17 protein-coding genes are annotated in these 16,395 nt (G+C 71.1%); 11 read left to right on the top strand and 6 right to left on the bottom strand.

Going from position 1 to position 16,395, the window contains the following annotated elements:
* The first annotated feature begins 132 nt into the window (after nt 1-132).
* On the top strand, nt 133-885 hold the full coding sequence (locus CG740_RS33730) for an ArsR/SmtB family transcription factor (protein WP_100579169.1): 753 nt from the start codon (nt 133-135) through the stop codon (nt 883-885).
* 46 nt (nt 886-931) lie between these two features.
* On the opposite strand, the gene CG740_RS33725 is transcribed toward CG740_RS33730, so the two are convergent.
* On the bottom strand, nt 932-1,372 hold the full coding sequence (locus tag CG740_RS33725; protein WP_100579115.1) for a GNAT family N-acetyltransferase: 441 nt from the start codon (nt 1,370-1,372) through the stop codon (nt 932-934).
* 160 nt (nt 1,373-1,532) lie between these two features.
* Nucleotides 1,533-2,102, bottom strand: coding sequence for a TetR/AcrR family transcriptional regulator (locus tag CG740_RS33720; protein ID WP_100579114.1), 570 nt, complete (start codon nt 2,100-2,102; stop codon nt 1,533-1,535).
* A 101-nt stretch (nt 2,103-2,203) separates the two neighbouring features.
* Between CG740_RS33720 and CG740_RS33715 the strand changes: the two genes are divergently transcribed.
* Complete coding sequence (locus CG740_RS33715; RefSeq protein WP_100579113.1) at nt 2,204-3,139, top strand: alpha/beta hydrolase family protein; 936 nt, start codon at nt 2,204-2,206, stop codon at nt 3,137-3,139.
* A 110-nt stretch (nt 3,140-3,249) separates the two neighbouring features.
* Here CG740_RS33715 and CG740_RS33710 read toward each other — a convergent pair whose 3' ends face one another.
* On the bottom strand, nt 3,250-3,705 hold the full coding sequence (locus tag CG740_RS33710) for a hypothetical protein (RefSeq protein ID WP_100579112.1): 456 nt from the start codon (nt 3,703-3,705) through the stop codon (nt 3,250-3,252).
* A 409-nt stretch (nt 3,706-4,114) separates the two neighbouring features.
* Between CG740_RS33710 and CG740_RS33705 the strand changes: the two genes are divergently transcribed.
* Nucleotides 4,115-4,774 carry a hypothetical protein gene (locus CG740_RS33705; RefSeq protein ID WP_100579111.1) on the top strand — a complete coding sequence of 220 codons (660 nt, stop codon included), beginning with the start codon at nt 4,115-4,117 and terminating at the stop codon, nt 4,772-4,774.
* A 246-nt stretch (nt 4,775-5,020) separates the two neighbouring features.
* On the top strand, nt 5,021-5,191 hold the full coding sequence (locus tag CG740_RS39965; RefSeq protein WP_159030469.1) for a hypothetical protein: 171 nt from the start codon (nt 5,021-5,023) through the stop codon (nt 5,189-5,191).
* 198 nt (nt 5,192-5,389) lie between these two features.
* Here CG740_RS39965 and CG740_RS33700 read toward each other — a convergent pair whose 3' ends face one another.
* Nucleotides 5,390-6,223 (bottom strand): PIG-L family deacetylase, encoded by an 834-nt coding sequence (locus CG740_RS33700; RefSeq protein ID WP_100579110.1) that lies wholly within the window; start codon nt 6,221-6,223, stop codon nt 5,390-5,392.
* Nucleotides 6,224-6,514: 291 nt separating this feature from the next.
* On the opposite strand from CG740_RS33700, the gene CG740_RS33695 reads away from it, so the two are divergent.
* The gene (locus tag CG740_RS33695) at nt 6,515-6,955 is read left to right on the top strand and encodes a MarR family winged helix-turn-helix transcriptional regulator (protein ID WP_100579109.1); all 441 of its coding nucleotides are present in this window, start codon (nt 6,515-6,517) and stop codon (nt 6,953-6,955) included.
* 308 nt (nt 6,956-7,263) lie between these two features.
* Nucleotides 7,264-7,836, top strand: coding sequence for a YbhB/YbcL family Raf kinase inhibitor-like protein (locus tag CG740_RS33685; protein ID WP_100579108.1), 573 nt, complete (start codon nt 7,264-7,266; stop codon nt 7,834-7,836).
* 63 nt (nt 7,837-7,899) lie between these two features.
* Here CG740_RS33685 and CG740_RS33680 read toward each other — a convergent pair whose 3' ends face one another.
* Nucleotides 7,900-8,964 carry a bile acid:sodium symporter family protein gene (locus CG740_RS33680; protein WP_100579167.1) on the bottom strand — a complete coding sequence of 355 codons (1,065 nt, stop codon included), beginning with the start codon at nt 8,962-8,964 and terminating at the stop codon, nt 7,900-7,902.
* Nucleotides 8,965-9,270: 306 nt separating this feature from the next.
* Nucleotides 9,271-10,560 carry a sensor histidine kinase gene (locus tag CG740_RS33675; protein WP_100579107.1) on the bottom strand — a complete coding sequence of 430 codons (1,290 nt, stop codon included), beginning with the start codon at nt 10,558-10,560 and terminating at the stop codon, nt 9,271-9,273.
* A gap of 170 nt (nt 10,561-10,730) precedes the next feature.
* Here CG740_RS33675 and CG740_RS33670 point away from each other — a divergent pair, with 170 nt between their 5' ends.
* The 5 genes from CG740_RS33670 (at nt 10,731) to CG740_RS33650 (ending at nt 16,261) form a co-directional block, all read left to right on the top strand.
* A complete protein-coding gene (locus CG740_RS33670; protein ID WP_100579106.1) occupies nt 10,731-11,348 on the top strand; it encodes a hypothetical protein in 618 nt (205 codons plus the stop codon).
* On the top strand, nt 11,348-12,052 hold the full coding sequence (locus tag CG740_RS33665; RefSeq protein WP_100579105.1) for an ABC transporter ATP-binding protein: 705 nt from the start codon (nt 11,348-11,350) through the stop codon (nt 12,050-12,052). The genes CG740_RS33670 and CG740_RS33665 overlap by 1 nt, the downstream gene beginning before the upstream one ends.
* Nucleotides 12,049-12,765, top strand: a complete 717-nt coding sequence (locus CG740_RS33660) for an ABC transporter ATP-binding protein (RefSeq protein ID WP_100579104.1) — start codon at nt 12,049-12,051, stop codon at nt 12,763-12,765. Before CG740_RS33665 ends, CG740_RS33660 begins: the two co-directional genes overlap by 4 nt.
* Nucleotides 12,762-15,419: an ABC transporter permease gene (locus CG740_RS33655; protein WP_100579166.1), complete on the top strand. Its 2,658-nt coding sequence runs from the start codon at nt 12,762-12,764 to the stop codon at nt 15,417-15,419. The genes CG740_RS33660 and CG740_RS33655 overlap by 4 nt, the downstream gene beginning before the upstream one ends.
* An 86-nt stretch (nt 15,420-15,505) precedes the next feature.
* Entirely contained in the window at nt 15,506-16,261 is a 756-nt protein-coding gene (locus CG740_RS33650) for a response regulator transcription factor (RefSeq protein WP_100579103.1), read from the top strand.
* Nucleotides 16,262-16,395 lie beyond the last annotated feature (134 nt).

The raw sequence follows: 16,395 nt of genomic DNA, 5'->3' as shown, positions 1-16,395 counted from the left end.
CGCAGGACCCCCAGGGCCCCCTTGACCGCAGGCCCCCCGGGGCGCTCTTGTCGACAGGGCATTTGCGCCGCCGGGCGGCTCCAGGTTGACATGCAGGTAAATGCTTGCATGATGGTGGGTGTGAGCGATGAGATGGACAAGGTCTTCAAGGCCCTGTCCGACGTGACCCGTAGGCGTCTGCTGGACCGACTGCACGAGAACAACGGCCAGAGCCTCAGTGAGCTGTGCGACGGACTGGCGATGTCCCGCCAGGCCGCTACCCAGCACCTGGGCCTGCTGGAGGCCGCGAATCTCGTCAGCACGACCAGGAGGGGCCGGGAGAAACTCCACTACCTCAACCCCGTTCCGCTCCACGAGATCCAGGAGCGGTGGATCGACAAGTTCGAGCGTCCGCGCCTGCGGGCCCTGAGCGTTCTGAAGCAGAAAGCCGAGCACGCGATGTCCGACAAACCGCAGTTCGTCTACACCACCTACATCGAGGCGACCCCGGAGAAGGTCTGGGCGGCCCTGACCGACCCCGAGACGTCAGCCCTCTACTGGGGCCACAGCAACATCTCCGACTGGCAGCCCGGTTCCGCCTGGGAGCACCGCCGCGTCGACGGCTCCGGGATCGCCGATGTCGTGGGGACCGTCGTGGCGGCCGTCCCGGCCAGGCGTCTGGTCATCACCTGGGCCGGACCCGACGAGGACCGCCCGGACGGCCCCTCCACGGTGACCTTCGACCTCAAGCCCCTGGGCGGCACGGTCCAGCTCACGGTCACTCACGAGAACCTGCGGGACGAGACCGAGTTCCGTCAGGCGGCCGGAGGCTGGGCGGCCGTGCTGTCCAACCTCAAGACCTACATCGAGACGGGAAAGCCCCTGTCCGTGCCGCCGTGGTCCTGATCCCCGAACCGGACCGACAGCGTCGCACCCCACCCCCGGTACACGGTCAGGAGAGGCGCAGATCGATCCAGGGAACAGTGTCGCCCGGGAGCAGATAGCGGTCGATCTCCGTGAAGCCGTTGCGCAGAGCGAAGCGGAGTCCGTCCTCGTTGGACGACAGCACCACCGTTTCGATCCCCTTCGCCCCCAGCTCCCGGGCCTTGTGGAGGCCTCGGCCGTAGAGCTCCGCGCCGAAACCCCTGCCGCGGTGCGCGGGGAGGACGCGGGCGATGACGGTGGCCGTGTCCGAGTCGGCCCCGGGCGGCCGGACCGTACTGCATCCCACGAGTTCGCCGTCGAGGTAGGCGACCTCAAGGTGGTTGCGCGTGGCGCGCTCCCGTACGTCGTCCAGGGAGAGGGAGTGGGCTGGGATGACGACGTTGTGCACGTGGCGCCAGTCCGCGAGGGCGGCGTCGCCCTCGGGCCGGTGGATGTGAAGAGTGGACACCCCAGAAGAAGACCCGAAACCGCCCCCGTGGTCAACTCCCTGCCGCAGTAATGGACTTCAACCCGTCCACCGGCGCGGTGGACGGGCGCTCCTCGGCGTCAGCAGCCCGCCGTGCGACCGTGCGGCCCTGCGTGACGATTGAGGCAGTCGGACCCTGCCGCTAGGCCGCGCGCCGGCACCCGGCAAGGAGGGTCGCAACCATCCGCTTGGCATCGGCCTGGTCGTAGTCGGGTCCGGTGATGCAGAGGTTTCCGATGGCACGCATGAGTGTGTAGGCGGAGATGTCGGCGCCTAGTTCGTCGGCCTCGGCGCAGGCGTCGAGCAGAGTCGCGCAGGCCGGGACCAGCGTGTCGAGCATGAGGGCGTGGAGGTTCTCAAGGCCCGGATCGCCGGATCCAAGGGCCGCGCCCAGGCCGTGCTTGGTCACCAGGAACTCCACGAACGCGTCCGCCCAGCGGGTCAGGGCCGTGAACGGGGAGGCCGACTCCTCAAGCAGCCGGGCCGCGAGCGCGGTGCAGGTGTCGATCTGGTGCCGGTAGACCGCGGTGACGAGGTCCGCCCGCGTCGGGAAGTTCCGATAGATCGTGCCGACGCCGACGCCGGCCCGTTCCGCGATGTCGCGGACGGGGGCCTGGACGCCCTGCTCCACGAAGACCGCCGCGGCGGCCGCCAGCACGCCGCCGCGGGTGCGTTCTGCCTGCGCTTGGCGCACTCCGACCGGTTCCCGCACGGGACCCTCCTTTACTCGCGGAACAATGTTCCGCTAAGTTGGCGGAACGACGCTCCGCCAAAGTATGGCAGAGCGACTCCTCGGGAAAGCACAGGTCTCCCATGTCTTCCAGCCTCCTCGACCAGCGGATCGTCGCGGTCAAGCCGATCACCGTTCCCGCCCCCGACCGCGGCGCCGAACTCCAGGTGAAGGTCACCGCCCCGCTGTCGGGCCGGCACCTGCCGGTCATCGTGTTCTCCCACGGCAACGCATGGTCCCTGGACGGATACGAGCCCCTCGTGGACCGGTGGGCCGCCGCCGGATTCGTCGTCGTACAGCCCACCCACCTGGACTCCCGCCGCAACGGCATCGGATGGGACGATCCCCGGTTCGCCACCATCTGGCGTGTCCGGATCGCGGACCTCCACACGGTGCTCGACCACCTCGACGACATCGTCGTCCAGGTCGACGGCCTGGCGCCCCGCGTCGACCGCGAGCGCGTGGCGGTCGTCGGCCACTCCTGGGGCGCCCAGACCGCCGGCGCGATACTCGGCGCCCGAGTACTCGGTGCCGACGGCACGCCAGGAGAGGACTTCTCCCACCCGGCGGTCTCGGCCGGCGCGCTGATCGCCGCGACCGGCACCGGCGACACCCTCACCCCGTTCGCAGCCGAGCACCTGCCGTTCATGAGGCCCGACTACTCCACCATGGTCACCCCTGCCCTGATCATCGCGGGCGGCAAGGACCAGTCGCAGCTCTCCACCCGGGGGCCCGAGTGGTTCACCGACGCCTATCACCTCAGCCCCTCCCCCAAGAGCCTCCTCACCATTGCCGAAGGTGAGCACACGCTCGGCGGACTCGCCGGGGAGATGGTCGCCGAGACCAGCGACGAGGACCCCTCCCGCGTCGCCCTCGTCGCCGACTCGATCTCCGCCTTCCTTCTCGACACCTTCGAGACAACCGACGGGACAACCGACGAAACAACTGACACCGGGTGGACGGACCTCGGCGTCGAGGCCTTGGCGGGCGATGCCGGCTGGACCATCTCCAGCAAGTGAATCCGGCCGCCCCGCACCGTCGACCGGACGGGCCGTCGACCGTGCGGGGCTGCCAACCACGCGGGGCTGCCAACCCGGCCGGGGCGGCCGACTTCCGCTCGCTCGGACCGCTAGCGCAGCGCGGCGTCGGCCAGGACCGAGTCGACCTCGCCGCTGTCGGTCGATTCCGGCGACATGGTGATACCGAGCAGGAAGGCCGACTGGTCGCTGCTCCGCGTGACGAGGGTGAGGCGAATCCGGCCCGTCCTCCCGCTCTCGTCGCGCACGCTCAGCACCACCGTGTACGCCGAGCGGCCACTCACCTTCGTAGCCCGGGACTCCTCCAACGTCGTTCTGGCATCCGGGTAGAAGAACTCCGCGTTGGACCGCGCAGACGTCTCCGCCCGCTGCCGCAGCGCGGACTCCGCGACGGGCCCGCCCCGCCCGGCCAGCACCACAGCGCCGCCACGCCCGTCGGGCCCCTTGGTGGCTATCGAGGAAGTGAAGGCCTGGATCAGGTCCTTGCCGTCGTTGGCCTTCCAGCCTTCGGGTATGGCGTACGACATGCCCGCCACACTGTCCGTCACGCGCGGCCTCCCGGCCAGTGGGGAGTGGTCGTCGTTCCGGCTCAGCCACCAGTGCGTCGCTCCACCGAGAAGCGCCAGAACCAGGCCGCCGGCAACCGCGATGATCCACGCGCGCCGTGAACGAGGCTGCCCCGGTTGGGCGGGAGGCGCCGGGGCCAGGGGCGGGTGACAGCGGGCAGCAGGTGTCGTCATGGCCTCAGCTTCCAAGTCCTGACCGGGCCTGGACCTGAGCTGCGCTACTCAGATCCGTACTCAGGTACTCACCACCTTCAACAGGCAGCGCTTCCAGGGGTGTTGGTAAGGCCACCCCGTCCGGTGTCCAGGCCCACAGACGTCGAGTGCCGCGCGCAGCAGAATCGACGTATCCGGGCCACCCGGCAACCACCGACTCACCACCTGGGGGAACACCATGAACGAACGTGGAGCACGGCGCGTGGCGGGCCTGGCGGGCATCCTCGCCGCAGCCGCCTTCATCGTCGAAGTGCCGCTGTACTTCCTCTACTCCGGGCCGCCGCCGGACTGGAACGTGCTCACACGACTGCTGGTCGGAATCCTCGCATTGGCGTTCCTGATCGTCTTCGCCACGGCCTTCCGGGAGCTGGTCAAAGTGGCGAGTCCCGCCCACGAGTGGGTCGGCACGATGGCCTTCGCCACGGGACTGGTCTACGCGACGATCACCCTGGTCTCCAGCGGGCTGGAAGCGGGCGCGGTGATCGTAGCCGATCACCCGGTCGACCCGACCATCGCCGTGAGCGGAACGTACATCCTCTACGGCACGATCGGCCGCCTCATGCTGGCACTGTTCCTGACCGCCGTCGGCCACGGAGTCTCTCGAACGAACCTGTTGCCGCGCTGGGCGGGCCGCTCCGCCTTCGTACTGGCAGGAGTCAACCTGGCGTTCATGCCGTCGCTGTTCTTCGGCAACAACCCCGCGCACTTCTACGCGGCGAACGGATGGGGTACCACCGCCCTGATGGGCGCCATCTTCAGCTACTGGCTGCTCGGCCTCGGCGTCTCCACCTATCGCAGCGGCCGCACCCATCCCGGGCTCACCGGCTCGGCGGCTTAGCGGTCAGCGGCGTTGACCTCGCCAACTGCCGCAGCCGAAAGCCCTTTGACACACCGAAGCGTCCACAGCCCTGTCGGATGCCATCCGGCATGAGACCGCGCGGCATGGCGATCTGCCCCAGGCGAGCAAAGCGGTCTGTGATCACACCGGCCGTGCGACGGCCTACGCGCCGGCATGCGACGGTTCCCCGGCCGAGCTGGGCAATTCAGGATGGAGGTGAGCCGGAACGTACGGCAGACTGGGCGGGTGACCACAGATCCGAGCAGTCCCCTGGACAACGACGTACCTTCCTTCAGCTCCCCGGAGTCGGCGCGTCCGCGTCTGGCCGCGCCCCGCTCCGAGGCCGCTGCTCCGCCCGCCACCTTCCTTGAGCCCAAGCTGCGACCGGGCCTGCCGAGCGACTCAGCCATATCCTGATCGTCCGGCAAGCCTCAGCCAGGTTCAGCATGAACCTGGCGACCGCAACCGCTGCGCGTGAACCCGTCGCGCGCAGCGGCTCCGATCTTCGGACGACGCCGGCCGACACGCCGCCCGGGGCGTTCGACTCCGGGAACTCCCCGCTGCCGCGGCTCTCGTCCCGGATGAACGACGGGCCGACGGTCGAGGGCGGGCCGATCAGCGCAGGCCGGCGAAGAGATCGTTCTCGGGGACGGCCGCCCCGGTGGTGTCCTGGACGCGAACGAAGGTCTCCATCCCCATCAGCTCGCCGAACTTCTCCTTGCCCATCTTGAGGAAGAAGATGTTCTCGCCCTGGCTGGCGTGCGCGGCCAGCGCGTCGAACTTCTGGCCACTGAACTCGGTGGTGTCCACCCACGTGGTGATCTCGTCGTCCGGCAGACCGATCTTGGCGATCTCGGCCGCCTCGGCCGGGTCCGGCTCGGGCATGTCCTCGCCGAACTCGCGCATGATCTCGCCGAACCGCCGCATCGCCGAGCGGGGCATCGCCGTCCAGTACACCTTCGGTGTCAGGTCGGTCATCTCCAGCGCTGCCACCGTGATGCGGTTCGCCTGAATGTGGTCGGGGTGACCATAGAAGCCGTTCTCGTCATAGGTGACGACCACATCGGGCCGGTAGTGGCGCATGAGTTCCGCGAGCCGAGCGGCGCTTTCCGCAACAGGCGTCTGCCAGAACGAGCCGGGGGCGTCATTGCTCGACCAGCCCATCATTCCCGAGTCGGCGTAGTCCAGCATCTCCAGGTCGCTGATCTTCAGCACGTCGCGACTCGCTTCGAGTTCCCGGCGGCGCATCGCGGCGACGGCCGCCGGGTCGTGCCCCGCGTCGCCCGGCTTGAGACCTCCCGGTCCGTCACCGCAACCGCCGTCGGTACACGTCACGAGAACCGTGCGAATGCCTTCCGCCGCGTACCGCGCGAGGATTCCTCCGGTTCCGGTGGCCTCGTCGTCGGGGTGGGCGTGCACTGCCATGAGCGTCAACGGCCGGTCAGCCATGAGAAGTCCTCCTGCTAAGAAGCGTAGTTCGGTTCGATCGCTCGGCGGGTGCGCCACGATCCCCAGGCCCCGATCCTGTCAGGGCGGACGACCGTACGGTCTCCCTCCCCCGAACACGCGGTGCCGGTCCCTCCCTCGATCCAACAGCTTCGACGTGACCAGGTGTTCCCGGTACGGGATCTTCCGCATCCGCGGCCCCACCGAAGATCGTCGGAGGCCACCGAAGATCACCGGAGATCGTCGGAGACCACGCCAAGGTATTAAGGCAGCCTGATAAGGTAGCCTTAATATATGAGTGACGATCTCAACCCGGGCGAGGTCGCGTCGACCCTGCTCGCGAGCCTCAGCCTGCTGGTGCGACGGGTGCGCCAGGTGCCTGTCGAGGGCGGACTGTCGATGCCCGAGCGGACCGCCCTGGCGCAGCTGGCCCGCTCTGGACCCACCACTTCTTCGGCACTCGCCCGGGAGGCGCAGATCACGGCGCAGTCCATGGGGGCCACGCTCGGTGAGTTGCGGGCCAGGGGCCTGGTCGAGCGGCGCCCGGATCCGCATGACGGCAGGCGCGGCGTGATGTCGGTGACCGACGCGGGCCACCGGGCGCTCAACGACAAGCGCAACGCCCGGGCCGAGCTCATCGCCGGCGCCCTGACCAGCGGCGAGTTCACCTCTGCCGAGCTGGAGCAGCTCGCGGCAGCCGCGCCGCTCTTCGAGCGGCTGGCCCAGAACATCTGACGGCGTCGACGACATCGAAGGCCGTCGGTAGTGGTCCGGTCCGACGCCGACAGCACGCGGAGGAACACACGGAACACGAAGAACACGAAGATCACGAGAAAGTGGACGGCGCTGGCGAACACGACCGAATCGACCGCCCGCCCGTCCGGGCTCCGACCACGGGACCACGGACTCCACGTCCTCCTCACCACCGACGCCATGACCGACCCCGACGCCGAGGCCAACCGCCACAGCGCCGGCCGCATCTTCCCCACACTCGGCGAGACCACCACCACCGTCGAGACCATCGGCCTGCTGGGAGCAACGCGATGACACTGCTCGGACGACTTCTCAAGAACCGCAGGGCGGACGAGACCCAGGCCGCCTGGTACCTGCCCCGGCTGACGGGCCCGGAAGGGCTGACGCTGACCAGCGACCAGTTCGGCGACGGCGATGCCATGCTGCTTGAGCACTGCGGTAAGAACATCGGCGGCCGCGATCTGTCGCCCCGCCTGAGCTGGTCCCCGCTGCCCTCCGGCACGGCACAGCTCCTCCTCGTCATGGAGGACATCGACGTCCCCATGACCAAGCCCGCCGTGCACTGTGTCGCCCTGATCGACCCGGCATGCGCAGGCTTGGAGCCCGGCGCCCTCGACGCGCGGCAGCCCGGGCGCGGGGTGCGGTTGATGCGCTCCACCATCGGACGCGGCTACCACGGGCCGGGCCCGATCAAGGGCCACGGGCCGCATCGCTACGTCTTCCAGCTGTTCGCCCTGGCGACCCCGGTGGACGACAGCGTGCACACGAAGCCCGTGGACCGGGCACGACCTCGGGCCCTCCTGTCCGCGGTCACCGGGCCCGTCCTGGCCCGGGGCCGACTGACCGGCGTCTACGAACGCTGAGGGCCCGGCCGGGAGGCGGCCCCGCGTTCGCCCCGGCCGGGATCCTCGGCCGCCCAACTCCCTTCATCCTGCGGCCGGTACGGGCCGCCAGCGAGTGGCCCGGCTCGCGGCCAGCTTCTGGAGCAGGCTGAAGGCGAGCACCGGAAGCAGGATCTGCGGCCGGTCCGGCATCGCCGTGGTGATGAGCACCGCGCCCGCGCTGCTGTTGCTCATCCCGCAGGCAAGCGTGACGGATGTTCCGGCGGGGCCGGACAGGCGCAGCGCGCGGGAGCAACAGCGCCCCCAGCCGAAGGACAGGACGCAGACGGTCGCGGCGGTCGCCGTCGAGGCGAGCAGGAGCAGCGGGCGGGGGTGGGTCAGGAACTGCCCGATGGCGCCGCTCGCGTTGACGTAGGTGAGCAGGAGCGCGGCGAGCGTCGCCGCCGGCGCGGCCACGGGCAGCACGCCCTGCCGCGCCCGGTCGGACAGCAGCAAGCGGCAGCCGATGCCTGCCGCGCACGGCAGGAGTACTCCCGTCAGGGCGAAGCCACCGCTCGCCGCGTGGGCGGCCGTGGCCACGGCCCCCGCGTAGTCCGTGCTCAGGAGCCGGCTCAGGATTCCGGCCGTGGCGGGCAGCGTCAGGGGACTCAGGAACGTAGAGGCAAGGACCAGGCCCAGTATGGCCGGTTCGTCCCCGCGCCCCTGGCCGGTCCAGACGGTGGCTCCGGCGGCCACCGGCATGGCCACGGTGAGGATCATCGCGGCGATCATGCCGCTTCCGCCGTCGGAGTCGGGACAGCAGCGCAGGGCGACGGCCACGAGAGGCAGGATCAGCAGTGGCGCCGTGAGGTGCAGGGCCAGTCCCGCGACCAGAACCCGCGGGCGGCGCAACAGACCGGCGAGCGCTCGGGGGCGGACCCGCAGCCCGGCCGTGAACAGGACGGTGGCCAGCAGGACTTGGCTGGCGCTGACGCCGACCGGCAGCGGTCCGCCCATACTGACGGAGTGGTCGTGGCGCAGCCACATGCCCGGTGCGGGGAGCACCGCGGCCGCGGCATAGGCCGCGCACGAGGCCCAGCCGAACCGTCTCCGGAGGAAGTCGTGCGCCCTGGCGAGAGGCTGGTGCGGGGAAGGCGTCGCGCTGTGCATGGCGAGGAAGGTAGAGGCAGACCGCGCCGCGCCGGTGGAATTCACGGCCGTGGCGGCGGCACGCTCAGGATGCGTTCAGGTTGGCCACTGGTGGCACGGGAGTTGATCGTGGATGGCGGCACATAATGAGCCGTCCTGGGTGGCGGCTGTCGGCACCTATGAGGTGGTCGTCGGCGCGGGCACGCATGGACACGTATGAAGCGGCCGTCGGCGCGCGCATACGGGGCGGTCGTCGGCGCGGGCGCATCTGAATGGGGTCGGCGGTGGGTCGCACGGAGTGCGTACGCCCGTGGATGCCCGCCCGCCCTACTCGGCCGTGCGCGGCAGGAGCAAGGTGAATCGGGTCGGCTCCGTTCCCGTGACGCTGAGTCGTCCCCCGGTGGACTCGGCCAGTTCGGCGGCGAGGGCGAGGCCGATCCCCTGGCCGGGGCCCGTGGACGTGCCCCGCTCGAAGATCACCGAGGGAGGCAGGGACAGGGATCCCTCGTCCGTGACGTCGATGGCGATGGCTTCGCCGAGGTCGCGCAGCGTCACCTCGACCGAGCCCCTGCCGTGCCGGTGGGCGTTGTCGAGCAGGATGTCGAGGATCTGGTCGGTGGTGCGCCGGGGCGTTGCCGCGCCCGCCACTGCGCGATCGAGGCCGAACCGGAGCCGGCGGCCGTCCATGGCGAACGGACCGTGCCAGCGCAGCTCCGCGCGTTCCAGAAGCGCGGCGACGGGCTGCGCCGGGGCGCCCGGGCCGCTCCTCGTGGCGTCCTTGGCGAGGCTCAGGACTTCGTCGATGGTCTCGTTGAGGTGGTGGGACTCCGCCAGTGCTTCCTCAACGGCACTGCGCAGATCGGCGCCGGGCGTGGCCAGGGCTGCCTCCAGGCCCAGCTGGAGCCCGGTGAGCGGGGTACGCAGCTGATGGGAGGCGTTCGCGGTGAACTCCCGCTCGTGACGCAGTAGTTGGGCGAGTCGGTCGACCATCGCATTGTGGTTGAGGGCCACTTGGTCGATCTCGCCGATACCGCAGGCGCCGGCACGGGCCGTCAGGTCGCCGTCCGTGACGGACTGAGACGTACGCGCGAGGGCTTCCAGCGGCGCCGCGAGTGCGCGGGCCTGCCGACGGGCCGGCAGGAGCGCGATCCCGAAGGCGGCCAGCGCCACGGCGAGCAGCGCTCCCCACGCGGTGAGGACGCGCTTCCACACACTGGCCGTACTCGTCGAGGCGCGCACGACTCCGATGACGTGTTCGGCGCTCGATACGGGCACAGCCACGACGAGTTCGCCGTCGCCGTCCCGTTGCGCGACCGTGCCCGACGCGGCACGCCCGGTCACCGCGTCGCCGAGCGCCGGACCGGTTCCGGCGCGCCGCCGCAGCGCCGGGTCGTAGATCCCGAGGTCGCCCTCGGAGTGCCCCGGAGCCAGTTCGACGGGGTCCCCGGTGGCGAAGTCGGGGCTGACGCGGACGGCCGCCGACAGGGCCGCGCGTTCCAGTTCACCGCGCTCGTCGGCGAAGAAGGAGGCCCTGATGACCAGGGCGAGCGGCACCGCGAGCAGGGCGAGTGCCACCAGTACGGCCACGACGGCCACGCGGGCCACACGCTGTCTCATGTCGCTCATCATGGCGGCGAACGGGCCGTACCCGCGGGACCGGAGCCTGGTTTTGCCGTCCTCTAACCCTGGCCGCGCCGAGCGTTAACCCGCTGGTGCCTAGCGTCACAGATGTGGCAGCACGCCGGGCCCGTCGGGGCGCCGGCCCACTCGTGAAGGGCACCGGGATCATGAGACGCACACTATTCGTTCCGATGGCCACCGCGGCGGTGGCCGCAGTGGTCCTCGCGGGGTGCGGCAGCGGGAGCACACCGCCGACCGGCACCGGCTCGGCGAGTGTCTCGCAGGCTCCCGCGCCGGCGGCGAGCGAGCCCAATCCGGCCGGCGACATCCCGGACAACCAGGTGTACGTCCTCTACGCGCCCGGCGGGAGCAACGGCGCCTTCACGGTCAAGGTCCCCGAGGGCTGGGCCCGTACGGACTCGGCCGGCACGGTCTCGTTCACCGACAAGCTCAACCGCATCGAGATCGTCCCCAGGTCCGGCGCGGCCGCTCCCACGTCCCAGTCGGTGTCGGCCCAGGTGGTACCCGGTCTTCGACAGCACGTCCCCAAGTTCGCGATGGGCAAGGTCGGCGTCGTGTCGCGGCAAGCCGGTCCGGTGGTCCTGCTCATCTACCAGGGCGACACGGCCCCCGATCCGGTGACCGGCAAGGTGGTGCACGACGCCTTCGAGCGGTACGCCTTCCACTCCGGCAGCCGCGAGGTCGACCTCACTCTCTCCGGGCCGGTGGGCGCCGACAACGTGGACCCCTGGCGCATCGTGACCGACTCGTTCCGGTGGCAGTGATGTCCGCCCCCGCCGAAACCGCCGAGACCTCGTCGCCGCACCACGAACTCGCCCTGGAGGCACGGGAGTTGTATCGGTTCTACCGCAGCGGCGAAGAGGAGACCCTGGCACTGCGCGGAGTCGGTGTGCGGGTGCGCCGCGGGGAGACCGTTGCCGTCATGGGTCCGTCGGGCTCGGGCAAGTCGACGCTCCTTGCCTGCCTGGCCGGGCTGGACGAACCGGACGGCGGGGCGGTGCACATCGCCGGGGAGCGCATCAGTCATCGGCCCGAGAACGAACGGGCCCGCGTCCGGGCCCGCCGTGTCGGTGTCCTGCTCCAGTCGGACAACCTCATCGCGCATCTCGACGTACGCGCCAACGTCCGGCTCGCCCGGAGCGCCGCCTCCGGCACCGACCGCCCCGCCGCGGACGAACTCCTGGACCAGGTCGGGCTCGCCCACCGGTCCCGTGCGCTGCCCCAGGAGCTCTCCGGCGGTGAACTCGCCCGTGCGGGGCTCGCGGTGGCGCTGGCCAACGGCCCGGACGTCCTGCTCGCCGACGAACCCACCGGCGAACTGGACGGCGCGACCGAGCAACAGGTCCTCGAACTGCTGCGCAGCCGCGCGGGTGAGGGCCGTGGCGTCCTGCTCGTCACCCACAGCCCCCGGGCCATCCAGGTGGCCGACCGTGTCATCGCGCTGCGTGACGGGAGGGTCCAGCCATGACCGGCGACCAGATATTGGTGCGCTGCGAGGACGCGGCACGCACGTTCGGCAGGGGCCCGGCCGCCGTCGTCGCGGTGCACGGCGCGACCTGCCGGGTGGACGCCGGTGACCGGATCGCCATCGCGGGGCCTTCGGGCTCGGGCAAGTCCACGCTGCTTCACCTCATGGCCGCGCTGGAGCGGCCCACCCGTGGGCAGATCAGCTGGCCCGGGCTGCCCGGCGCCCCGGCGAACGGCACCATCGGGGTCGTCTTCCAGGGGCCGAGCCTCATTCCGGCGCTGAACGCGATCGAGAACACCGCCCTGCCTCTCGTTCTGACCGGCATGGCGGAGGGCACCGCACACCGTCGCGCCGCGCACGCGCTCGGGCTGCTGGACGCCACCGACCTCGCCCATCGGCTCCCCGAGGAGCTTTCCGGGGGCCAGGCCCAGCGGGTGGCCGTCGCCCGCGTCCTCGCGCTCGGCCCCCGCCTCGTCCTCGCGGACGAGCCCACCGGCCAGCTGGACCGCGCGACCGGCCAGCACCTCATCGACGTACTGCTCACCGCCGCCGAAGAGCTCGGCGCCGCCCTGGTGGTGACCACGCACGACCCTGCCGTGGCCGAGCGCCTGTCCCGGCAATGGACGATGCACGAGGGCCGGCTGACCTCCGATTCCGCCCTCGCTCCGTGGCCGGAGTGCCGCCCGGCACCGCGGCGGAAGGAGACGCCATGATCACCTCATGGACCCGCGGGCTTCTGCGGCGACGCACCGGACGGCTGGTCGCCACTGCCCTCGGCATCGCCCTGGCCGTCGCCCTGATCGCGTCCCTCGGTTCCTTCCTGACCGCGTCGAAATCCACCATGACACTGCGGGCCGTGCGCGACGTGGCCGTCGACTGGCAGATCCAGGTGCAGCCGGGAGCCGACCCCGACTCCGTCCTTGCGGCCGTCCGGTCCGCCGACGGCGTTCGGCAGGCCGAGCGCGTGGGCTTCGCCCGCGCCACTGGCTTCCGGGCCACCGTCGCGGGCACCACACAGAGCACGGGTGCGGGTGTCGTCCTCGGCCTGCCCGACGCCTACCGGTCCGTGTTCCCGCGTGAGATACGCCAGTTGACCGGTGCCGCATCCGGGGTGCTCATCGCCCAGCAGACCGCGGCCAATCTCCACGTGAGCCCCGCGGACACCGTCACGATCAGCCTTCCCGGCCTCACCCCGGTCGAGGTGACGGTGGCCGGCGTGGTCGATCTGCCCCAGGCCGACTCCCTGTTCCAGAAGGTCGGGGCGCCGCCGCAGTCCCAGCCGACCGCGCCGCCCGACAATGTCATCCTGCTCCCGGCACCCCTGTTCGCCAGCCTCACCGCCCCCCTCGCCAAGATCGACCCGACAGCCGTCACCACTCAGATCCACACCGCCCGCAACGGACGGCTGCCGGCCGACCCCGCCGCGGCGTACACCAGCGTGGTGGCGGCGGCGCACCATGTGGAGGCCAGTACCTCGGGCGGCGCCGTCGTCGGCGACAACTTGGGCGCCGCCCTCGATTCGGCCCGCCAGGACGCGCTGTACGCGCAGATCCTCTTTCTGTTCCTCGGTGTGCCCGGCGCGGTGCTGGCCGCGCTCCTCACCGCCGCCGTGGCGGGAGCCGGAACGGTCCGCCGACGCCGGGAACAAGCCCTGCTGCGCACCCGGGGGTTGACTACCCGTCAGGTAACTGCTTTGGCCGGCATCGAGGCCGCCCTGGTCGGCATCGCGGGCGGCGCGCTCGGCATCGGCATCGCCGCTTCGGCCGGTGCGGCCGCCTTCGGCACCCCCTCCTTCGGCACCACCGGAGCATCCTCCGCCGCTTGGTCCGCCCTGGCCTTCGGCCTCGGCCTGGTGGTGGCGGCGACGACCGTTCTGGTGCCTGCCGTACGGGACTTGCGGACCGGCACCGTGGCTCAGGCGCGACAGGCTGTCGGCCGGCCCCGCTCGCCCCTGTGGATGCGCTGCGGCCTCGACGTCATCCTGCTCGTCGTCGCGCTGCTGGTGTTCAAGGCCTCCAGCGGCAATCAGTACGCCCTCGTCCTGGCCCCCGAGGGAGTGGCGAGCATCTCGGTGTCGTACTGGGCGTTCTTCGGGCCTGCCCTGCTGTGGTGCGGCTCGGCCCTGCTGTTGTGGCGCCTGGCCACGCTCGCCCTGACCCACGGGCGCCGCCCACTGGCCCGCATGGTGCGGCCACTGACCGGAACGCTGGCCGGCACCACGGCCGCCGCGATGTCCCGCCAGCGCCGCCCGCTGGCCCGCGCCGTCGTGCTGCTCGCGCTCGCCCTTTCCTTCGCCGCGTCCACCGCCACGTTCAACGCCACCTACCAGCACCAGGCGCACGTCGACGCACAGCTCACCAACGGCGCCGACGTCACCGTCACCCAGCCACCCGGCGCCACCGCAGGTCCCGACGCGGGCGCCGCCCTTCACGTGGCGGGCGTGCGCCACGTCGAACCCCTCCAGCACCGGTACGCCTACATCGGCGCCGATCTCCAGGACCTGTACGGAGTGCGGCCGTCCACCATCACCTCGGCCACCGCCTTGCAGGACACGTACTTCGCCGGCGGCACCGCGAAGGCCCTCATGGGCCGACTCGCCGCCCGGCCGGACTCCCTCCTGGTGAGCGAGGAGACCATCAAGGACTTCCAGCTCCGCCCCGGCGACACCGTCAACCTGCGCCTCCAGGACAATCGCACCAAGGCACTCACGACCGTACCGTTCCACTACGCGGGCATCGTCAAGGAGTTCCCCACCGCTCCCAAGGACAGCTTCTTCGTCGCCAACGCCGAGTACATCGCCAGGGCCACGGGCAGCGACGCGGTGGGTGCCTTCCTGATCGACACCGGTGGCACGCGCCACGGCGCGGTGGCGGCCGCCCTGCGCCACCAGGTCGGCACCACGGCCACCGTCACCGACCTCACCCAGACGCGCTACGCGGTCGGCTCCAGCCTCACCTCCGTCGATCTGTCCGGGTTGACCCGGATCGAACTCGGCGCCGCCGTGCTGCTGGCAGCCGCGGCCGGTGGCATCGTCCTCGCTCTCGGGCTCGCGGAACGCCGACGCACCTTCGCCATCACGACCGTGCTGGGCGCGACCCGCCGTCAGCTGCGCGGCCTGGTCCTGAGCGAGGCCGCCGTCATGACGGCCGGCGGTCTCGCGGGCGGCGCAGCCATCGGGTGGGCCCTGTCGCAGATGCTGGTCACGGTCCTGACCGGGGTCTTCGATCCACCGCCCGCCGCACTGGCCGTGCCGTGGACCTACCTGGCGCTCACGGTGCTGGCAGCCGTCGTGGCCATCGCCTCGGCCGCCCTGAACGCCGCCCGGCGCTCCAGCCGCCCGGCCGTGGAGGAGCTGCGCACGCTGTGACGAACTCCGCCACGGACGCGCCCGACCTCGCCGGGCGATCGGCCTGCCGCCCCAGGATCCGCCCACCAGCGCCTACGCTTCGCCTCATGCGCCAGGTCGAACCTCCCGAGCGAGCACACGTGCTGCTCATCGAAGACGACGAGACCATCGGACGTCACCTCGACGCGAGTCTGCGCAGCCACGGCTATCACACGACATGGTGCCGGACCGGAACCAGCGGCCTGACCCAGGCGCAGACCGATCCCCCGGACGTCGTACTGCTCGATCTGGGCCTGCCCGACACCGACGGCATCGACATCGCCCGCGAACTGCGCACGCACCAGAAGGATCTGCTCCTGATCATCCTCACCGCCCGCAGCGGCGACATCGACGTCATCGCCGGGCTCGACGCCGGAGCGGACGACTACCTGGTGAAGCCCTTCGCGCTGACCGTGCTCCTGGCCCGTCTCCGCGCCCACCTGCGTCGTCGCCCGGCCGCCGCCGCCCACCAGCCGCTGCTCCGGCTCGGCGATCTGACGGTGGATCTCAGCGCCCGGCGCTGCCTGCTGGCGGGCCGCGAACTCGGGCTCCGCCTCAAGGAGTTCGACCTGTTGGCCGCCCTCGCCCGCAGCGCCGGTGCGGCCGTTTCCCGCGAGGACCTCATGTCCGAGGTCTGGGACGAGAACTGGTTCGGCCCCACGAAAACCCTCGACGTGACGCTCGCCTCCCTGCGTCGCCGCCTCCATGAGGCGGCGGCTGCCGAGCCCCGCCCCGTCACCCTCCCGCACATCACCACGCTGCGCGGCCACGGCTACCGCCTGGACCTCACTCCCCCGCCCGACGCTGCGACGGGCACGCCGTGACGAGGTGACGAGGTCGCGGGAGGGCGCGTCACCCTAGCTCACGGCGCTGTGAACGTCGCCTAGGGGGCGTCCGAGCCCCGTCCGAGAGCGGTCTTCGGTCGGCAGAGGCGGATCTCACAGGGCATCGGCGGCTC

This window comes from Streptomyces sp. CB01201 (assembly GCF_002803085.1).
In the GTDB taxonomy this organism is placed as follows: domain Bacteria; phylum Actinomycetota; class Actinomycetes; order Streptomycetales; family Streptomycetaceae; genus Streptomyces; species Streptomyces hundungensis.
This window is presented reverse-complemented; position numbering and strand designations above follow the sequence as displayed.